The sequence below is a fragment of the Pseudonocardia sp. C8 genome (assembly GCF_014267175.1).
Lineage (GTDB): Bacteria > Actinomycetota > Actinomycetes > Mycobacteriales > Pseudonocardiaceae > Pseudonocardia.
Map to the genome: position 1 here is coordinate 1,737,830 of NZ_JACMTR010000002.1, position 16,319 is coordinate 1,754,148.

Below are 16,319 nucleotides of genomic sequence, written 5' to 3' on the forward strand. Positions count from 1 at the left end.
CCGTCAGTCCCGACCGGCCTCGACGATCTTGCGGGCGAGCAGCTCCGGTGCGGTGAACATGACCTCGTGGCTGCCGGGGAGCTGGACGAGGCGGTAGGCACCCAGCCGGGACGACATCCGTGGGTGCCACCCCCACTCCCCGGGTGGGAGCGCGGTGTCCTCGGTCGCGTTGATGTAGGACTTCGGGAGCTCCAGCTCGTAGAAGCGGGTCAGGTCCAGCGGGTCGTCGAACGGCCGGAACGGCTCGGGGGACAGCATCGCGTACGTCGACTCGGCGAGTTCCAGGTCGGCGTCCTGGATGAACGCCTCCCGCCAGATCGGGAACGGGAGCGTGACGGTGTTGTCGTCGCTCGCCGCGGCCAGCGACCGGAACAGCTCCCGGTAGTGCGGCGGGCACTCGTCGAGCAGCGAGTGGCCCGGCCGCGGGACGAACGCGTTCCAGAAGACCAGCCGCCGCAGCCGGTCCGGGACCTCCTCGGCGACCCGCGCGATGACGGTCCCGCCGAAGCTGTGGCCGAGCAGGACCACGTCGGTCAGCTCGTTCTCGACGAGGTAGCCGGTGATCGAGCGGACGCAGTCGTCGTGGTCGACGGCCTTGTCCACGCCCGCCCCGTGACCGGCCACGGTCGGGGTGTGGACGGTGTGGCCGTGCCCGCGCAGGGCGTCCGCGACGGGACCCCACAGCGCGCCGTCGTGCCAGGAGCCGTGGACCAGGACGTAGGTGCTCATCGGTGTCGCCTCCGGGTTGGTGTGACTGCCGGCAGTGAAGCCTCCGGCGGCCGTGCCGGCGAGCCGCTGCGCGCGGATGGCCGCGGAACGAGGCGGCGGGGTCAGCCCGGACGCCGGTCCTCGCTCGGCAGGCGGCCGAAGCGGCGCCGGTAGGCGGCCGCGAACCGCCCGAGATGACCGAAGCCCCAGTCGTGGGCGACCTCGGCGACCGGCCGCCCGCCGGACCGCAGCTCGGCGCGGACCCGGTCCAGGCGGACATTCCGCAGGTGGGTCAGCGGGGTGGTCCCGAGCCGCTGCCGGAACGTCTCCTGCAACGAGCGCGGCCCGACCCCGGCCGCGGCGGCAACGGCAGCCAGGTCGACGTCCCGGTGGGCGTGCGCGTCGATGAACTCGAGGGCGCGGTCCAGCGCGGCGGTGCCCCCGGCCGCGGCGGGGACCGTGGTGAAGGACGCTGCCGCGGCGGACGCGACCAGGTCGGCCACGTGCCGGCGCAGCGGGGAGTCGTCGGCGATCAGCCCGTGCGGCACGGCCTCGGCCAGCAGGAACCGGGTGACCGCGTCCCAGGCTGCGGGAGCACCGGACCTGCCGGTGACCAGCCGGTTCCCGGTGCCGGGACCGGCTGCGCCGACCCGGCACAGTGCGCGGGTCGAGACCTTGACGGTGAGGAGCCGGCAGCCGGGACCGAAATCCAGCCGGTGCGCGTCGTCCGGGCCGAGCAGTACGGCCTCGCCGCGGCCCGCGGTCGTCGTCCCGTCCGTGCCGCTGACCGTGAGCGCCCCGGACAGGGGGCGGGAGATCAGCACGAAGTCGCGGAACTCCTCGGCCCGGATGTGCACCGGCTCGCTGCCGTAGCCGAGCCGGAACACCCCGACGTCGGGTCCGTCGGCAGCCGCGTGCCGGGCCCGGAACCCCGTGCCGCGGCCCCGCACGGTGATCATGTGCGGGCAGTAGGACCTGGCCACCTGCGCACGGGCCTCGTCGAGGTCACGCGAGTCGAGCACCTCGAGCAAGGGGTCGGTGACGCGCATGCTGACCCTCCCGGTGACGGTCGCCGCAGCGTACTCCCGGGGCCGGGCGCGCTCCGCCGCCGAGCGGTGCTCCTAGCGTCCCGGCGGCGGGTGTGCAGTGCCGCCCAGGTCGGCGAACAGGCTGGTCATCGCGGCGACGGCCTCCCGCAGCACCGGGACGAGGACGTGCTCGTCCGGCCCGTGCTGCCCGCAGCCGGGGTGCGCGTGCGGGATCCACACGGTCGGCAGGCCGAGGACGTCGGCGAACACGTCGTTGGGGATGGTCCCGCCGAGGTTGGGCAGCAGCACCGGTTCCTGCCCGGTGCCGCGGGCGAGCGCCGCCAGCGCCCACCGCACCCACGGGTTGCCCGGGTCGGTGCGGGTCGGCGGGCGCGTGGGGCCGACGTCCACCTGCACCATGTCCAGGCCGTGCGCGGCCAGGTGCTCGGCGAGCGCCGCGCCGATCCGGTCGACGTCCGTGCCGACCACGGTGCGCAGCTGGCAGTGGGCGGTCGCGGATCCCGGGATGGCGCCGACCGGGCGTGCCGGGTCGCCGGCGTCGAGGGCGAGCACCTCGAAGCTGTTCCAGGCCAGCACCCGCTCGGCCGCGGTCAGCCCGGGTTCGCCCCAGGACGGGTCGACCAGCGGGGCGCCGGCGCCGCCGCCGACCGGCACACCGGCCAGCGCACGGCGCACCGCCGCCGGGGGCTCCGGCGGCCGCAGCCCGGGCACGAGGATCCGCCCGTGACCGTCCACGACGGATGCGATCGCGGCGGCGAGGGTGGTGGCCGGGTTGCGCAGCAGGCCACCCCAGTTGCCGGAGTGGTGCGCGCCGACCCGCAGCGGCACGGACAGGGTGAGCATCGTGACGCCGCGTGACCCGAGGAACACCGTCGGGCGGTCCGGGGCGACGCGCGGGCCGTCCGAGGCGATGAGCACGTCCGCGGCCAGCGCGGCCCGGTGCTGCGCGCACGCCTCGGACAGCCCGGGGGAGCCGCGCTCCTCACCGGTCTCGACCAGCACCTTCAGGTTGAACCCCAGCCGGCCGCGGGTCGCGAGGACCGCCTCCAGGGCGAGCAGGTTGACCGAGTGCTGGGCCTTGTTGTCGGCGCTCCCGCGGCCGTACCAGCGGTCGCCGTCGGCGGTGAGCCGCCAGGGGTCGAGGTCCACCCGCCAGCGCGCGGGTTCCCCGTCGACGACGTCGGCGTGCCCGTAGAGCAGCACGGTCGGCAGCGTGTCGTCCTCGTGCCGGGTGCCGAGCAGCAGCGGGCACTCGGGCAGCACCGGGTTGTCGAGGACGCGGACCGCGCAGCCCAGCCCCGCCAGCGCCGGGACCATCTCCTCGTCGAGGTAGCGGCGCAGCGCCGGGGCCGGGTCGGGCGCGTTGCTCTCGGTCCGGTGCGCGACCCGCCGGGCCAGGGTCTCCCGGAACCCGCCGCCGTCGAAGACGCGGAGCGCCCGGTCCAGTGCGGCCGTCATCGGATGATCGATCCCTTCCGGCCGGTGGCCAGCGCCGCGAGGCTGAGCACGGCCGCCACGGCGACGACGACACCGGGCACGGCGTTGCTGCCGGTCCCCGCGATCAGCGCGGTCGAGATCAGTGGCGTGACGCCGCCGAACAGGACGACCGCGGCGTTGTAGCTCAGCGACAGGCCCGACGCGCGGGTCGCGGACGGGAAGCAGGCCGCCATCAGCGACGGCAGCGGGCCGTAGTACGCCGCCTTCAGCAGCCCGATCCAGGCCATGACCGCGATCAGCAGCGGGAGCGCGGGCGCGGCGGTGAGCACGAAGAACAGCGGCAGGGTCGTCGTCGCGATGAGCACGCCGGCCACCGTCATCACGCGGATCGCGCCGAACCGGTCGGCGAGGTGCCCGAACCACGGCGTGGCGACCAGCAGGATCGCGCCGGTGACCAGGGTGGCGACGAACCCGGACGAGGCGGGCAGGCCGAGCTCCTTGCTCGCGAACGTCGGCACGTAGAGGATCACGTAGTTGACCACCGTGGACACGACGAGCGCGCCCCCGGCGACGAGGAGCCGTGTCTTCTGCCCGCGGACGATCTCCCGCAGCGGCGACGCCTCGGTCTGCCGGTTCGCCACCGCCGACTCCGGTGGCTCCGGGAGGTGCCGGCGCACGTACCACCCGACCGGACCGATGAGCAGGCCGAACGCGAACGGGATCCGCCAGGCCCAGCCGGTCAGCTGCTCCGGGGTGAACAGCGTGGTGAGGGCGGTGCCGAACCCGGCCGCGAGCAGCGTCGCCAGTCCCTGGCTCGCGAACTGCCAGCTGCCCAGGAAGCCCTTGCGCGGGTTGTCCTGCTCGACGAGGAACGCCGTGGCACTGCCGAACTCCCCGCCGGCGGAGAAACCCTGGACGAGCCGCGCGACCAGCAGCAGGACCGGCGCGAGCGCGCCGAGGGTGGCGTAGCCGGGAAGCACGACGATGATCGCGGTCCCCAGCATCATCAGCCGGATGGAGAGCATCAGGGTGGCCTTGCGGCCGTGCCGGTCCGCGTAGCTGCCGAGCACGATCGCGCCCAGCGGGCGGACCACGAACGACACCGCGAACGTGCCGAAGGTCAGCAGCAGCCCGACGGTCGGGTCGTCGGACGGGTAGAAGACGGCGGCGAGGGTCGCGCCGAGGAACCCGAAGATCGCGATGTCGAACCACTCGAGCGCGTTGCCGATCGATGCGGCGACGACGGGGCGCATCGCCGAGCGGCGGGTCGGGGTCGAGCGGGCGGTGGACTGGTCGGTCATGGGGCCTCCTGTCGGCGGAGCAGCCGGATTCGCAGGAAGCTACCGACGGGCGTCCGCCGGGAACACACGATTCGAAAGCCCATACGATGTCGTTGCGTTTCAGGCAAAGCTCCTGCTGAGGAGGCCCGATGCAGGTCCTGTCCCCGGCACTGCGATACCTGCTCGAGGTGGCCGCGACCGGGTCGATCACCGAGGCCTCGGCCTCGCTGCGGGTCGCGGCGTCGTCGATCAGCCGCCAGATCACGCGGCTGGAACAGCAGGCGGGCGTGCCACTGTTCGAACGGCACCCGGGCGGGATGCGCCCGAGCCCGGCCGGGCGGTTGCTGATCGAGGCCGCCCGCCGCTGCCGGGCCGAGGAGGAGCGGGCCGAGGCCGCGATCGCCGGGCTGACCGATGCAGCCCGGACCACCGTGCGGCTCGCGGCCTCCGAGGGCTTTGCCGCCGGGCTGCTGCCCCAGGTGATGGCGCGGTTCCGCCGCGCGCACCCGCGGACCCGGTTCGAGGTGCACGTCGTCGAGCCGGCCACCGCGACCGAGCTGGTGCGGGAGGGCACCGCGGACGTCGCGCTCACCTTCAGCCTGGCCCCGCAGCGCGACGTGGAGGTGCTGCACTCCGAGGTGCTGCCGGTGTCGGCGGTCGTGGCCGACGACCACCCGCTGGCCCGGCGGGACGCGCTGTGGCTGGCGGACCTGCAGCCGCACCCGCTGGCGCTGCGGCGCAGCCCCTCCACGTTGCGCCAGCTGTTCGACATTGCCTGCAGCCTGCAGCAGCTGAGCTTCGAGGTCGCCGTGAGCAGCGACAACCCGTGGCTGCTGCTCGACGTCACCCGGCACGGCCGGCTGGTGACCCTTGCCGGCCGGTACTCGGTGACCGGGCCGCACGCGACCGGGCTGCGGCTGGTTCCGCTGCGCGACGAGGTGCTGCAGCAGCGGGTGGTGCAGGTGCAGGCACTCGCCGGCCGGCACCCGGAGCCGGTCGTCGAGGAGTTCGTGGAGCTGCTGGTCGGCGTGCTGGCGCGGGAGTGAGCCTCAGCGCCCCGGGCTCACCGCGGCCGGAACCGGCCAGGGGGCGGGGCGGCCGTCGCCGTCGACGTGCACGACGGTGTGCCCGCCCTCGACGCACACCTCGCCGTCGCGGGTCACCTGCCAGCCGTAGGTGACCGAGGTCCGGCCGGTGCGCACGACGTCGAGCCGGATCTCCACCTCGTCCCCGGCCGCGAGCCCGCGCAGGTACGACACCTCGGCGGCCCGCCGCGGGAACGGGCCGACGTCGACGACCCCGGCGGCGCGCAGCAGCTCGTGCTCGGCGAGCTCCACCCACCGGAACACCGACGACCAGTGGATCCGGCCGCTGGCGTCGGTGTCGGCGAACGGGACCCGGTGGGTCAGCGTGTGGCTCACGGCGTCTGCGCGCGCCGGCGGGCCGAGAGCCCGGACCGGTACTGCTTCGGGAACGGGTGGCCCCGGTAGTCCTGGTCCAGGGCGGCGTTCATCGTCCAGTACGGGTCGACCAGGTGCGGGCGGGCGATCGCGCACAGGTCGGCGCGGCCGCTCGCGATGATCGTGTTGGCGTCCTCCACCGACGACACCGCGCCGACGGTGATCGTCGGGACGCCGGTCTCCTGGCGGATCCGGTCGGCGAACGGGGTCTGGTAGAGCCGCCCGTACGCCGGCTTGGCGTCCACACTGGTCTGCCCGGTGGAGACGTCGACGATGTCGGCGCCGTGCGCGGCCAGCATCGGGGCGAGCGCGACGGCGTCGTCGCCGTCGAAGCCGTCGTCCACCCAGTCGGTGGCGCTGATCCGGACGCTGATCGGCTTGTCCGCGGGCCAGACCTCCCGGACCGCGTCGAGGATGCGCAGCCCCAGCCGGGCCCGGTTCTCCAGGCTGCCGCCGTAGTCGTCGGTGCGCCGGTTGGACAGCGGGGACAGGAAGCTCGACACCAGGTAGCCGTGCGCGAAGTGCAGCTCGAGCAGGTCGAACCCGGCCTCGTCGGCGCGGCGCGCATTGGCCACGAAGTCGGCCACGACCCGGTCGAGGTCCTCGGCGGTGGCCTCCCGCGGGACCTGGCTGTCGGGCCGGTACCGGATCGGTGACGGCCCGAGGATCTCCCAGCTCCCCGACTCCAGGGGCTCGTCGATGCCCTCCCACATGACCTTGGTCGAGCCCTTGCGCCCGGAGTGGCCGAGCTGCGCGCCGATCTTCGCGTCGGTGCGGTCGTGCACGAACCGCACGACCCGCGCCCAGGCGTCGCGCTGCTCGTCGGTCCAGAGCCCCGGGCAGCCCGGGGTGATCCGGGCATCCGGCGAGGTGCAGATCATCTCGGTCATGACCAGGCCCGCGCCGCCCTGGGCGCGGGCGCCGAGGTGGACCAGGTGCCAGTCGTCGGGGACCCCGCCGGTGGCGGAGTACTGCGCCATCGGGGAGACGACGATCCGGTTGGGCAGTTCCAGCCCGCGCAGCCGGTAGGGGTGGAACATCGGCGGGGTGCCGGGCTCGACGTGGAGGCCGAGCTCGCGGGTGCGGTCGGCGAGCCAGGCGTCGACCCGGCCGACGTAGGCGGCGTCGCGCAGCTTGAGGTTGTCGTAGGTGACCCGCTGCGAGCGGGTCAGCAGCTGGAAGGTGAACCGTTCGGGGGCGAGGTGCCGGTAGCGGCGGGCGCCCTCGAACCACTCCAGGCTGGTCTGTGCGGACCGCTGCAGCGACTCGACGAGCGGCTTGCGGTCGTCCTGGTACGCCTTGAGCGCGGCCTCGACGGTCGGCTCCCGGTCCACGGCCGACGCCAGCCCGATCGCGTCCTCGAGCGCGAGCTTGGTGCCCGAGCCGATGGAGAAGTGCGCGGTGTGCGCGGCGTCGCCGACGAGGGCGACGTTGCCGGCCGTCCAGCGCTCGTTGCGCACGACGCCGAAGCTCAGCCAGCCGGAGTTGTTGCCGATCAGCGGGTGACCGTCGAGCAGGTCGGCGAAGATCTCCTCGCAGAACCGCATCGAGCGCTCGTCGTTCTCGCCGGGCTTGCGCGGGACCTCGGCGAACCGGTCCAGCCCGGCCCGGCGCCACGTCTCGGAGTCGGTCTCGACGATGAACGTGGAGCGCTCGCCGTCGTACGGGTAGATGTGCGCCCAGAACAGGCCGTGCGGGGTCTCGACGAACTGGAAGGTGAAGCAGTCGAACGGCCGGGTGGTGGCGAACCACACGTACTTGGCGGTCCGGCGGTCCACGCTCGGCCCGAACGCGCCGGCCAGCTCGGTGCGGATCGCGGAGTTCACGCCGTCCGCGGCGATCACCAGGTCGTGCCCGCGCCGCAGCTCCGCCAGCGGTGGCGCGGGGGTCGCGTAACGGACGTCGACGCCCAGCTCGGCGGCGCGCTCGCCGAGGATCGCGAGCAGGCGCTTGCGTTCCAGGGCGGCGAACGCGTGGCCGTCGGAGCGTTCCCAGGTGCCGAGGAAGTCGACGTCGATCGCCGACCAGTGCCGGAACTCCGCGGCGATCCGGCCCAGCGACTCGGGGTCGGCCGACTCGATGTTCTCCAGGGTCTCCTGGGAGAACACGACGCCGAAGCCGAACGTGTCGTCGGCCCGGTTGCGCTCGTAGACGGTGATCTCGCGGGCCGGGTCGGCCTTCTTGAGCAGGATCGCGGAGAACAGCCCGCCCGGGCCGCCCCCCACCGAGACGATCTTCCGTGCGGCGGTCACGGGATCTTCACCAGCCCTTCCTGGACGACCGAGGCGAGCAGCCGGCCGTCGGCGGAGAAGAGCCGCGCCCGGCCCAGCCCGGTGCCGCGGGTCGCGACCGGGGAGTCCTGCACCAGCGCCACCCAGGAGTCCATCCGGCCGTCGTGGTGCCACCACATGGCGTGGTCGAGGCTGGCGGTGACGACGCCGTCGTCGGCCCACGCGGCCCCGTGCCGGCGCAGGATCGGCTCCAGCAGCGTGTAGTCGCAGACGTAGGCGAGCGCGCTGCGGTGCGTGCCGGGGTCGTCGGGCAGCCGCTCCCAGGCCTTCAGCCACACCGTCTGCCGGCTCACCCGCTCGCCGCCGGCGTCGGTGTAGATCGCCGACGGGGCGTGCCGGATGTCGAAGCTGCGGTGGAAGCGCCAGTACTCGGCGTCGCGGGTGTCCACACCGGTCAGCACGTCGGCGGTGCTCGGCAGCTCCTCGGGGGCCGTGCAACCGGGCGGCAGGGCCTCCGGCGGCAGGGTCTCGGCGTGGGACACGCCGTCGACCGGCACGCCGAACTGCGCCATCGCCCGGAAGATCTCCTTGCCGTTCTGCACGCCGCGGACCGCGCGGTGCGAGAACCCGCGGCCGTCGCGGACCCGCTCGACCTCCCAGCGGGTCGTCTCGTGCACGTCACCCGCCCGCAGGAAGTAACCGTGCAGCGAGTGGATCCGGCGGTCGTCGTCGCAGGTCAGCGTCATCGCACGCTCGGCCTGCGCGACGAGCTCGCCGCCGTAGGCCCGGCCGCTCGGGATGACCTGGTGGGTGGCGGTGAACGCGTCGTCGCCGTCCTTGGTCAGGTCCAGCGCGGCGAGCAGCGGGGCGACCGAGCGGGCGGTGGCCCCGGGCATCGGGATCGTGGAGCTCATGCGCGGCGGTACCCCTCGAGGATCGCGTCGTCGACCTCGGGGAGGTTGACGACGATGTTGTCCGGCGTCCGGCAGGTCAGCCACACGAGTTCCTCGGTGGTGGACATGTTGCCCTCGACGTGCGGCATGTAGGGCGGGACGAACACGAAGTCGCCCTCGGTCATCTCGATCCACTGCTGGTAGTTCTCGCCGAACCAGATCCGGCCGGTGCCCTTGAGCACGTAGCCGCCGGTCTCGGCCTCGCCGTGGTGGTGCGGCAGCGAGCGGTAGCCGGGCTCGTTGGACACCTTGCCGTACCAGATCCGGGTGGCCGGGGTGTGCTGCGGCGAGACGCCGGAGACCCGGACTGCGCCACCGGACTGGCCGGTGTGGCCGTACTCCTCGCCGGCCCGGGTCACCACCGGGACGGCCGCGAGGTCGAGCTCCGCGTCCACCGTGCTCTGCTCACTCATGCGCTACCTCCACTACACGGCCGGGACCGGCGGTCCCGGGGAACGGGTCGGTCCGATCGATGCGGATCGGGGTGGTCAGGACGCCGACACCGGCCAGCTCGGTCTCGACGACGTCGCCGTCGTCGAGGAACCGCGGCGGGATCCGCCCGGCGCCGACCCCGGCCGGGGTGCCGGTGAGCACGACGTCGCCGGGACGGAGCCGGGTGAAGGCGGAGACGTAGGCGACCAGCGCCGCCGCGTCGAACACGAGGTCGGCGGTGCTGCCCCGCTGCACGATCTCGCCGTTCACCCGGCAGGTCAGCTCCAGCCCGGCCGCCGGGTCCAGCGCGTCCGCGGTGACCAGGACGGGGCCGAGCGGGGTGGTCGCGTCGAACGCCTTGCCCGGCAGCCACTGCCCCGTGTGCTGCTGCCAGGAGCGCACCGAGAGGTCGTTGGCCGCCGTGTACCCGGCGATCGCAGCGGCCGCCTCCGCCCGGGAGGCCCGGTGCAGCGGCGCCCCGACGACGGCGGCCAACTCGGCCTCCCAGTCCAGGCGCTCGGCCCACGCCGGGACCGTGACGGTGTCGTGCGCCCCGGCAAGGGTGTCGGCGTACTTGGTGAACAGCGTCGGGTGCCGGGGCAGGTCACGGCCCATCTCGCGGATGTGGCCGGCGTAGTTGTGCCCGCAGCAGACGACCTTCGCGGGCCGGGGGACCACCGGGCCGAACGTGACCCCCGGGGCCAGCGGCGGGAGCGGGGCGCCGGCGGGACCGTCCGGTCCCGCCGCCCGTGCCGCGGCGACACCGGTCGGGGAGGCCAGCAGGGCGCCGACATCGCGCTGCGGGAGCAGCACCCAGTCGCCGCCGGCGGCGACCGCCGCGACGGTGCCGTCGCCGGTGCGCAGGGTGGCGAGCCGCATCCCGACCTCCGTATGTCGTTCAACTGACGTACGTAACTGAAACACGATGAACGGCCGCTGGCAAGAGGGGGGATCCCGGCCGCGCCGGTCCGCTCCGAGGGGCGTCCGGGGCGGGATCCCCAGGACATGGAGGGTTGTCCGGCGGCGCCGACCGTGCTCTGATGACTGGCGTCACGTCTGCGACATACGTCGAGCCGCCCAGGAGGGACGCCGTGACCGACCAGCCGTTCTGGAATCCCAAGACCGAGCTCATGCCGCGCACCGACCTGCGCGAGCTGCAGCTGGCCAAGCTGCGGCGCGTCGTCGCGTGGGCCAAGGAGCGCAGCCCGCACTACCGGCGCACGCTCGCGGGCGTCGACCCGGACCGGCTCCGCACCTGGGCCGACATCGACCGCATCCCGTTCCTGACCCGGGACGAGTGGATGGCCTCGCAGGACACGCACCCGCCGTTCGGCGAGCTCCCGGTCACCGGTGCGGAGAACGCGATCCGGCTGCACACCACGTCCGGCACCTCGGGCCGGACCCCGCTGCGTGCGCTCGACTCCCGCAAGGACTGGTCCTGGACGGCGGAGATGTGGTGCTACGCGCTGTGGGCCGCGGGCGTCCGGCCGCGCGACATCGGCTACGTCGCGTTCGGCTACGGCTCGTTCATCGGGTTCTGGGGCCTGCACAACGCGCTGGAGAAGATCGGCGCGCTGACCATCCCCGGCGGGGCGCAGACCACCACCCAGCGGGTCCGCCAGATCCACGACTTCGGGGCGACCGTCGTCGCGTCCACGCCGACCTACGCGCTGCGGCTGGCGGGCGAGGCCGAGGAGATCGGCATCGACCTGGTGAACGGTCCGGTCCGCACGCTGATCCTCTCCGGCGAGCCGGCCGGGTCCATCCCGGAGACCAAGGCGCTGATCGAACGGAAGTGGGGCGCCCGGGCGTTCGACACGGCCGGCATGACCGAGGTATCGACCATCGTCATGTTCGAGCCCGCCGAGCAGCCGGGCGGCTGCCACGTGATCGAGGACCACCTGCTGGAGCAGGTGATCGACCCGGAGACCGGCCGCGAGGTCGGGTACGGCGAGCGCGGCGAGCGGGTCTGCACGTCGTTCGGGCGCTCGGCCATCCCGCTGCTGCGCTACCGCACCTCGGACCTGGTGGTGAAGGTGCCGCACACCCGGGCGTCGTCCGGGCGGACATGGGACCTCTACGCGGGCGGGATCATCGGCCGGGTCGACGACATGAAGCTCGTCCGCGGCACCAACGTCTACCCGGGTGCGGTCGAGGCCATCGTCCGCGGGTTCGACGGCATCGAGGAGTTCCAGATCCGGATCTCGCGCCCGGCCGAGCGCGACGAGATCGAGCTGCTCGTCGAGACCCTGCCGACCGTCGACGACGCCGGCTGGGCGCTGATGGCCGACCGGCTCACCGCCGAGCTGGCCGACGCCCACGAGGGACTGCGCTTCCACGTCCGCCGCGCCGCCACCGGGGAACTGCCCCGGTTCGAGCTGAAGGCCAAGCGGCTCACCGACCTGCGCCCCGCCGGCTGACCTCGCGAAAGGGGAGACACGATGACGACTCCGACCGCACCCGCCGTACCGGCCGCACCGCAGCCCGGCCAGCAGGGCGTCACCGACCTGCTCGGCCACCCGCTCGCCGACCACGAGCGCGCCCTCCTCGAGGTCTACACCGGACTCGTCGAGACGCTGAGCCGGGACGACCTGCCACCCTGCGTGGCCGCGAACCTGCGCGCCGCGCTGGCCCCGGTGGCCGTCGCCGTGACGGACCTGGGCCTGCGCTTCGAGCACCTGACCGACCTGGGCGTGTAGCCGGCGCCGGACCGTGCCGTCCCACGCCGGCTCACGCCCGGGGTCACACCCGGTTCACGGGATGACGAGGTGGTTCCCCGCGCAGCACCCGGGCGACGTCGGCGAACGCGGTGCGACGGGTCTCCTGGTAGGAGTCGGCCGAGTAGTGCGCCGCGTGCGGGCTGAGCAGCACGTTCGGCAGGCCCCGCAGCGGGCTGTCGGCCGGCAGCGGCTCCTGCGCGAACGTGTCGAGCCCGGCACCGGCCACGTGGCCGCGGCGCACGGCGTCGGCCAGCGCCTCCTCGTCGACGAGGCCGCCGCGGGACACGTTGACCACGACGACCCCTGGCCGGGTGCGGGCCAGTGCGGCGGCGTCGAGGATTCCCCGCGTCCGCGGGGTGAGCGGCAGGTGCAGCGAGAGGACGTCCGAGGTCTCGACGACCTCGTCGGCTCCGGCGGGACGGGCACCGGCGGCGACCACCTCGTCGTCGGGTTTCCCGGGGTCGTGGACCTGTACGTGGAACCCCACGGCGGTGAGCGCGGCGGTGACCCGCCGCCCGATCCGGCCGAACCCGAGCAGGCCGACGGTCTGCTCACCCGGCCGCCGGATCTCGCCGTGGGGTGACCGGAAGTTCCAGCCGCCGGCGAGGACCTCGTCGTGGTAGCCGGGCAGACGGCGGGTCAGCGCCATGATCATGGCGACCGCGTGCGCCGCGACCTCGGTGATGTTGGCGGCAGGCACGTTCGTGACCTGGACGCCGCGCCGGGTCGCCGCGTCGACGTCGATCGTGTCCAGCCCGATCCCGAACCGCGAGACGACCCGGCAGGCGGGGAGCGCATCCAGCACCCGGGCGGTGATCGGCTCACGCAGCACCAGCAGCCCGCTCGCGTCGGCGCAGGCGTCGACCAGCTCGTCCTCGGTCAGGCAGGTCCGCTCCCGGAAGTCGACCTCCTGGCCGGCGAAGACGTCGACGTCGCCGGGCTCCACCTCGAGCAGCCCGTCGGTCTTCACCACGATCGGCCGGGCGCTCACGACCGCACCTGCGCCTCGAGCACGGCGGCGGCCGCGTCGCGCGCCTGCGTGGCGGCGGCGCCGAGGAGACCGGCGTCGGAACCCATGACGAGCATCCGGACGCCGCGGCGGGCGAAGCGCTCCACCTGCTCGGGGTCGAGGCAGAACATACCGGTCGAGCGACCGGCCGCCGTGGCCGCGGTGAGGATCTTCTCCACCGCTGCGTCGTGTGCGGGTGACCCGGGCGGGGCGCCCATCGAGACGGCGAGATCCCCCGGCCCGACCATCACGACGTCGAGCCCCTCGACCGCGCAGATCTCCTCGACGGCCTCGACGCCGGCCACCGTCTCGACCTGTACGGCGCACAGGACGCGCGCGTTGGCGGTGGCCACCTCCTCCGGCATCGTCGTGCCGTACCGGGCGGCCCGGCCGGGGCCGGCGCCGCGTGCACCGTCCGGGGGGTAGCGGACCGCGGAGACGACCGCGCGGGCCTGCTCCGCGGACTCCACGCGGGGCACGAGGACTCCCGCGGCGCCCAGGTCCAGTACCCGGCCGATGTCGGAGCCGTGGTCGGGGACCCGGACCAGGACCGCGGCGCCGACGGCGTCCGCGGCGCGGATCATCGAGGCGATGGTGGACGGGTCGAGGGCGGAGTGCTCGGCGTCGACGCAGACGGTGTCGAAGCCGGCCCAGCCGAGCACCTCGATCGCCGCGGTGCTACCGAGCCCGGCGAAGGTGGTCAGCAGCGGGGACTCGAGGATGCGGGAACGCAGGTCGTGCACGGTCACGTGGTCTCTCCGGAGTGGGGGGTGGTCGTTCGTTCGGTGATCGGTCCGGGCCGGCTGCGGCCGGTGCGGAAGGTCAGGAGCCCGCCGAGCAGCAGCGGCACGGCGAGCGCGGCGAGAGCGAGGTCGAAACTGCCGGTCGACTCGCGGATCCAGCCAGTGAGGTAGGGGCCGACGAAGCCGCCGAGATTGCCGAAGCTGTTGGCCACGGCGAGCGCGGCGGCACCGGCCGCACCGGTGACGAAGCGGCGAGGGAGGGCCCAGAAGGCGCTGGCTCCGGTGTAGACGGCGAACGCCGCCACGCTCAGCAGGAACATCGACATGACTGCGCTGTTCACCCAGGCACCGAGCAGGAAGGCGACGGCACCGGCCCCGCACGGCACAACGGCGTGCCAGACGTACTCGCCCGTGCGGGTCGTGTGCCGTCCCCACCAGACCATGCCGGCGGCGGCGACCGCGAACGGCACGGCGGTCAGCCACCCGGTGGCCACGGTCGAGACACCGAGGGCCTTGATGACCTGCGGCAGCCACAGCACCAGGGCGTAGCTGCTGGTCATGATCAGGAAGTACTGCAGGCTCATGAGGACCGTCTGCGAGTCGGTGAGCGCCTCGCGCAGCCGGACGTGCCCGCTCGTCGGGTCCGGGAGCTGTTCGCGCACCTCGTCACGCTCGGTGGGAGTGAGCCACCGCGCGTCCTCCACCCGGTCCGGCAGGTACCTCAGGACCACCACCGCGAGCACGACGGCAGGCACGGCCTCGATGACGAACACCCACTGCCAGCCCAGCGTCACCAGGATCCAGGTCGAGATCGGCGCGCTCAGCGCGTTGGCGGCGGGACCGAACGCGGACATCCCCGCCAGGACACGGGCGAACTCCCGCTGGCCGAACCACTGCCGCAGGTAGTAGACGACGCCGGGGAAGAAGCCCGCCTCCGCCGCGCCGAGCAGGAAGCGCAGCACGTAGAACGAGGTCGGGCCGTCGACCAGCGCCATGCCCGCCGAGATCAGGCCCCAGGTCAGCATGATCCGGAAGATCCAGCGCCGCGCGCCGTACCGGTCGAGCGCCAGGTTGGACGGCAGCTCGAACAGGAAGTAGCCGATGAAGAAGATCCCGGCACCGAGGCCGTACGCGGCGGCCGACAGACCGATGTCGGCGTTCATCTCGAGCGCGGCGATGGAGACGTTGGTGCGGTCGATGATGTTGATGAAGAAGCAGACGCCGAGGAGGGGGACGAGCCGGCGCGCGGCCTTGCGCACCCCGGGTGCTGTCTCGGCAGGAGGGGAACTGGTCACAGGGACTCCGATCCGACGAGGCGACGTCGACCGACGGAGGGCGGAAGACGGAGGGCTGGAGACCGGACGCGGTCGTGCCCGATGGCACGGAAGGGTGGTCAAAAGTGTCGACACTTGTCAAGAGTGTCTATGACATCATCGGAGGATGACTGAGGTTCCTCCTGTGCTCGACCGCCCGACCGAGGTGCCGGCCGGCCGGCCCGGCCGCCTCGTCGAGCAGGTGCACGCGCGGTTGCGCCGCGCGGTGCTCGACGGGGAGCTGGAGGTCGGGGAGCGGCTGCGCGACTCCGTGCTCGCCGAACAGCTCGGGGTGAGCCGGGCGCCGGTGCGCGAGGCGCTGCGCATGCTCGAGCAGTCCGGGTTGCTGCTCAAGCCGCCGAACCGCTCCTACGTCATCGCGCGGTTCACCGAGTCCGACATCCGCGAGCTCGCCCGGATGCGGGTCGGGCACGAGACCCTGGCGGTCCGGGTCGTGGTGCGCGAGCGGCTCTCGCTCGGTCCGGCCGCGGCAGCGCTCGAGGACCTGCGCGTGGCGGCGGACTCCCGGGTCGAGGCGACGGTCATCGCCGCCGACCGGGCGTTCCACGAGGCGCTCGTCGCCTGTGCCCGCCAGGCCCGGCTGGACGCGTCCTACGGCGCCCTGCGGGACCAGGTCGAGCTCGCGATGCGGCAGACCGATGCCTACGGCCGAGGCCGTGAGGGGCTGGTGCGGCGGCACGCGGACCTGCTCGGGACGCTGCGCGGGGCCGTGGCCGCCGGTGATCCGCAGGTCGCGATGGAACAACTCGAGCGGCACATCCTGGAAGGGATGGCCTGCCCGGACGCGCTCTGACCGATCGGACCGGCGGTGGGGCGCGCCCGCTGCCGGTGGAGTGTTGTGGGCCGGCCTGCATCGTGCTTTCATTACGGACGTCGACTAGACGCTATACCTGCCTCGACGGCTCGTCGCGCGCGTTCGCCCCGCACGTCCGGCGGGGAGGCGGGTCCGGCCGAGCGCCGCAC

General features: G+C 73.7%; 16 protein-coding genes. 4 read left to right on the forward strand and 12 right to left on the reverse strand.

Annotation, left to right across the window (positions count from 1 at the left end):
• Positions 1-3: 3 nt before the first annotated feature.
• The 4 genes from H7X46_RS08780 to H7X46_RS08795 form a co-directional block, all read right to left on the reverse strand.
• Positions 4-729 (reverse strand): alpha/beta fold hydrolase, encoded by a 726-nt coding sequence (locus tag H7X46_RS08780; protein ID WP_186358934.1) that lies wholly within the window; start codon positions 727-729, stop codon positions 4-6.
• Positions 730-830: 101 nt separating this feature from the next.
• Positions 831-1,757 carry an AraC family transcriptional regulator gene (locus tag H7X46_RS08785; RefSeq protein WP_186358935.1) on the reverse strand — a complete coding sequence of 309 codons (927 nt, stop codon included), beginning with the start codon at positions 1,755-1,757 and terminating at the stop codon, positions 831-833.
• Positions 1,758-1,829: 72 nt separating this feature from the next.
• Positions 1,830-3,215, reverse strand: a complete 1,386-nt coding sequence (locus H7X46_RS08790; RefSeq protein WP_186358936.1) for a M20 family metallopeptidase — start codon at positions 3,213-3,215, stop codon at positions 1,830-1,832.
• Positions 3,212-4,495 (reverse strand): MFS transporter, encoded by a 1,284-nt coding sequence (locus tag H7X46_RS08795; protein ID WP_186358937.1) that lies wholly within the window; start codon positions 4,493-4,495, stop codon positions 3,212-3,214. Before H7X46_RS08795 ends, H7X46_RS08790 begins: the two co-directional genes overlap by 4 nt.
• Positions 4,496-4,623: 128 nt before the next feature.
• On the opposite strand from H7X46_RS08795, the gene H7X46_RS08800 reads away from it, so the two are divergent.
• Entirely contained in the window at positions 4,624-5,520 is an 897-nt protein-coding gene (locus H7X46_RS08800; RefSeq protein ID WP_186358938.1) for a LysR family transcriptional regulator, read from the forward strand.
• A 3-nt stretch (positions 5,521-5,523) separates the two neighbouring features.
• On the opposite strand, the gene H7X46_RS08805 is transcribed toward H7X46_RS08800, so the two are convergent.
• From H7X46_RS08805 to H7X46_RS08825, 5 genes are read right to left on the reverse strand one after another with little or no spacing between them, the layout of a single operon-like run.
• Positions 5,524-5,895 carry a thioesterase family protein gene (locus H7X46_RS08805; RefSeq protein WP_186358939.1) on the reverse strand — a complete coding sequence of 124 codons (372 nt, stop codon included), beginning with the start codon at positions 5,893-5,895 and terminating at the stop codon, positions 5,524-5,526.
• Positions 5,892-8,186: a bifunctional salicylyl-CoA 5-hydroxylase/oxidoreductase gene (locus H7X46_RS08810; protein WP_186358940.1), complete on the reverse strand. Its 2,295-nt coding sequence runs from the start codon at positions 8,184-8,186 to the stop codon at positions 5,892-5,894. The genes H7X46_RS08805 and H7X46_RS08810 overlap by 4 nt, the downstream gene beginning before the upstream one ends.
• Positions 8,183-9,079, reverse strand: a complete 897-nt coding sequence (locus H7X46_RS08815; protein WP_222131243.1) for an acyl-CoA thioesterase II — start codon at positions 9,077-9,079, stop codon at positions 8,183-8,185. Before H7X46_RS08815 ends, H7X46_RS08810 begins: the two co-directional genes overlap by 4 nt.
• A complete protein-coding gene (locus tag H7X46_RS08820; RefSeq protein ID WP_186358941.1) occupies positions 9,076-9,531 on the reverse strand; it encodes a cupin domain-containing protein in 456 nt (151 codons plus the stop codon). Before H7X46_RS08820 ends, H7X46_RS08815 begins: the two co-directional genes overlap by 4 nt.
• Positions 9,524-10,429 (reverse strand): fumarylacetoacetate hydrolase family protein, encoded by a 906-nt coding sequence (locus H7X46_RS08825; RefSeq protein ID WP_186358942.1) that lies wholly within the window; start codon positions 10,427-10,429, stop codon positions 9,524-9,526. Before H7X46_RS08825 ends, H7X46_RS08820 begins: the two co-directional genes overlap by 8 nt.
• Positions 10,430-10,641: 212 nt before the next feature.
• Here H7X46_RS08825 and H7X46_RS30570 point away from each other — a divergent pair, with 212 nt between their 5' ends.
• Positions 10,642-11,970 carry an AMP-binding protein gene (locus H7X46_RS30570; protein WP_186358943.1) on the forward strand — a complete coding sequence of 443 codons (1,329 nt, stop codon included), beginning with the start codon at positions 10,642-10,644 and terminating at the stop codon, positions 11,968-11,970.
• Positions 11,971-11,991: 21 nt separating this feature from the next.
• Positions 11,992-12,249 (forward strand): hypothetical protein, encoded by a 258-nt coding sequence (locus H7X46_RS08835; protein WP_186358944.1) that lies wholly within the window; start codon positions 11,992-11,994, stop codon positions 12,247-12,249.
• Between the two features lie 43 nt (positions 12,250-12,292).
• On the opposite strand, the gene H7X46_RS08840 is transcribed toward H7X46_RS08835, so the two are convergent.
• Genes H7X46_RS08840 through H7X46_RS08850 form a run of 3 tightly spaced genes read right to left on the reverse strand, consistent with a single transcriptional unit; the run spans position 12,293 to position 15,317 of the window.
• Positions 12,293-13,261, reverse strand: coding sequence for a C-terminal binding protein (locus H7X46_RS08840; protein ID WP_186358945.1), 969 nt, complete (start codon positions 13,259-13,261; stop codon positions 12,293-12,295).
• Complete coding sequence (locus tag H7X46_RS08845; RefSeq protein ID WP_186358946.1) at positions 13,258-14,028, reverse strand: aldolase/citrate lyase family protein; 771 nt, start codon at positions 14,026-14,028, stop codon at positions 13,258-13,260. The genes H7X46_RS08840 and H7X46_RS08845 overlap by 4 nt, the downstream gene beginning before the upstream one ends.
• Positions 14,025-15,317, reverse strand: a complete 1,293-nt coding sequence (locus H7X46_RS08850; RefSeq protein ID WP_186358947.1) for an MFS transporter — start codon at positions 15,315-15,317, stop codon at positions 14,025-14,027. Before H7X46_RS08850 ends, H7X46_RS08845 begins: the two co-directional genes overlap by 4 nt.
• Before the next feature lie 145 nt (positions 15,318-15,462).
• On the opposite strand from H7X46_RS08850, the gene H7X46_RS08855 reads away from it, so the two are divergent.
• Positions 15,463-16,149: a GntR family transcriptional regulator gene (locus H7X46_RS08855; RefSeq protein WP_186358948.1), complete on the forward strand. Its 687-nt coding sequence runs from the start codon at positions 15,463-15,465 to the stop codon at positions 16,147-16,149.
• Positions 16,150-16,319 lie beyond the last annotated feature (170 nt).

Bases quoted from the DNA above. Each gene is read 5' to 3' on its own strand.
- H7X46_RS08780 (WP_186358934.1), bottom strand. From the start codon at position 729: ATGAGCACCTACGTCCTGGTCCACGGCTCCTGGCACGACGGCGCGCTG.
- H7X46_RS08785 (WP_186358935.1), bottom strand. From the start codon at position 1,757: ATGCGCGTCACCGACCCCTTGCTCGAGGTGCTCGACTCGCGTGACCTC.
- H7X46_RS08790 (WP_186358936.1), bottom strand. From the start codon at position 3,215: ATGACGGCCGCACTGGACCGGGCGCTCCGCGTCTTCGACGGCGGCGGG.
- H7X46_RS08795 (WP_186358937.1), bottom strand. From the start codon at position 4,495: ATGACCGACCAGTCCACCGCCCGCTCGACCCCGACCCGCCGCTCGGCG.
- H7X46_RS08800 (WP_186358938.1), top strand. From the start codon at position 4,624: ATGCAGGTCCTGTCCCCGGCACTGCGATACCTGCTCGAGGTGGCCGCG.
- H7X46_RS08815 (WP_222131243.1), bottom strand. From the start codon at position 9,079: ATGAGCTCCACGATCCCGATGCCCGGGGCCACCGCCCGCTCGGTCGCC.
- H7X46_RS08820 (WP_186358941.1), bottom strand. From the start codon at position 9,531: ATGAGTGAGCAGAGCACGGTGGACGCGGAGCTCGACCTCGCGGCCGTC.
- H7X46_RS08825 (WP_186358942.1), bottom strand. From the start codon at position 10,429: ATGCGGCTCGCCACCCTGCGCACCGGCGACGGCACCGTCGCGGCGGTC.
- H7X46_RS08835 (WP_186358944.1), top strand. From the start codon at position 11,992: ATGACGACTCCGACCGCACCCGCCGTACCGGCCGCACCGCAGCCCGGC.
- H7X46_RS08855 (WP_186358948.1), top strand. From the start codon at position 15,463: ATGACTGAGGTTCCTCCTGTGCTCGACCGCCCGACCGAGGTGCCGGCC.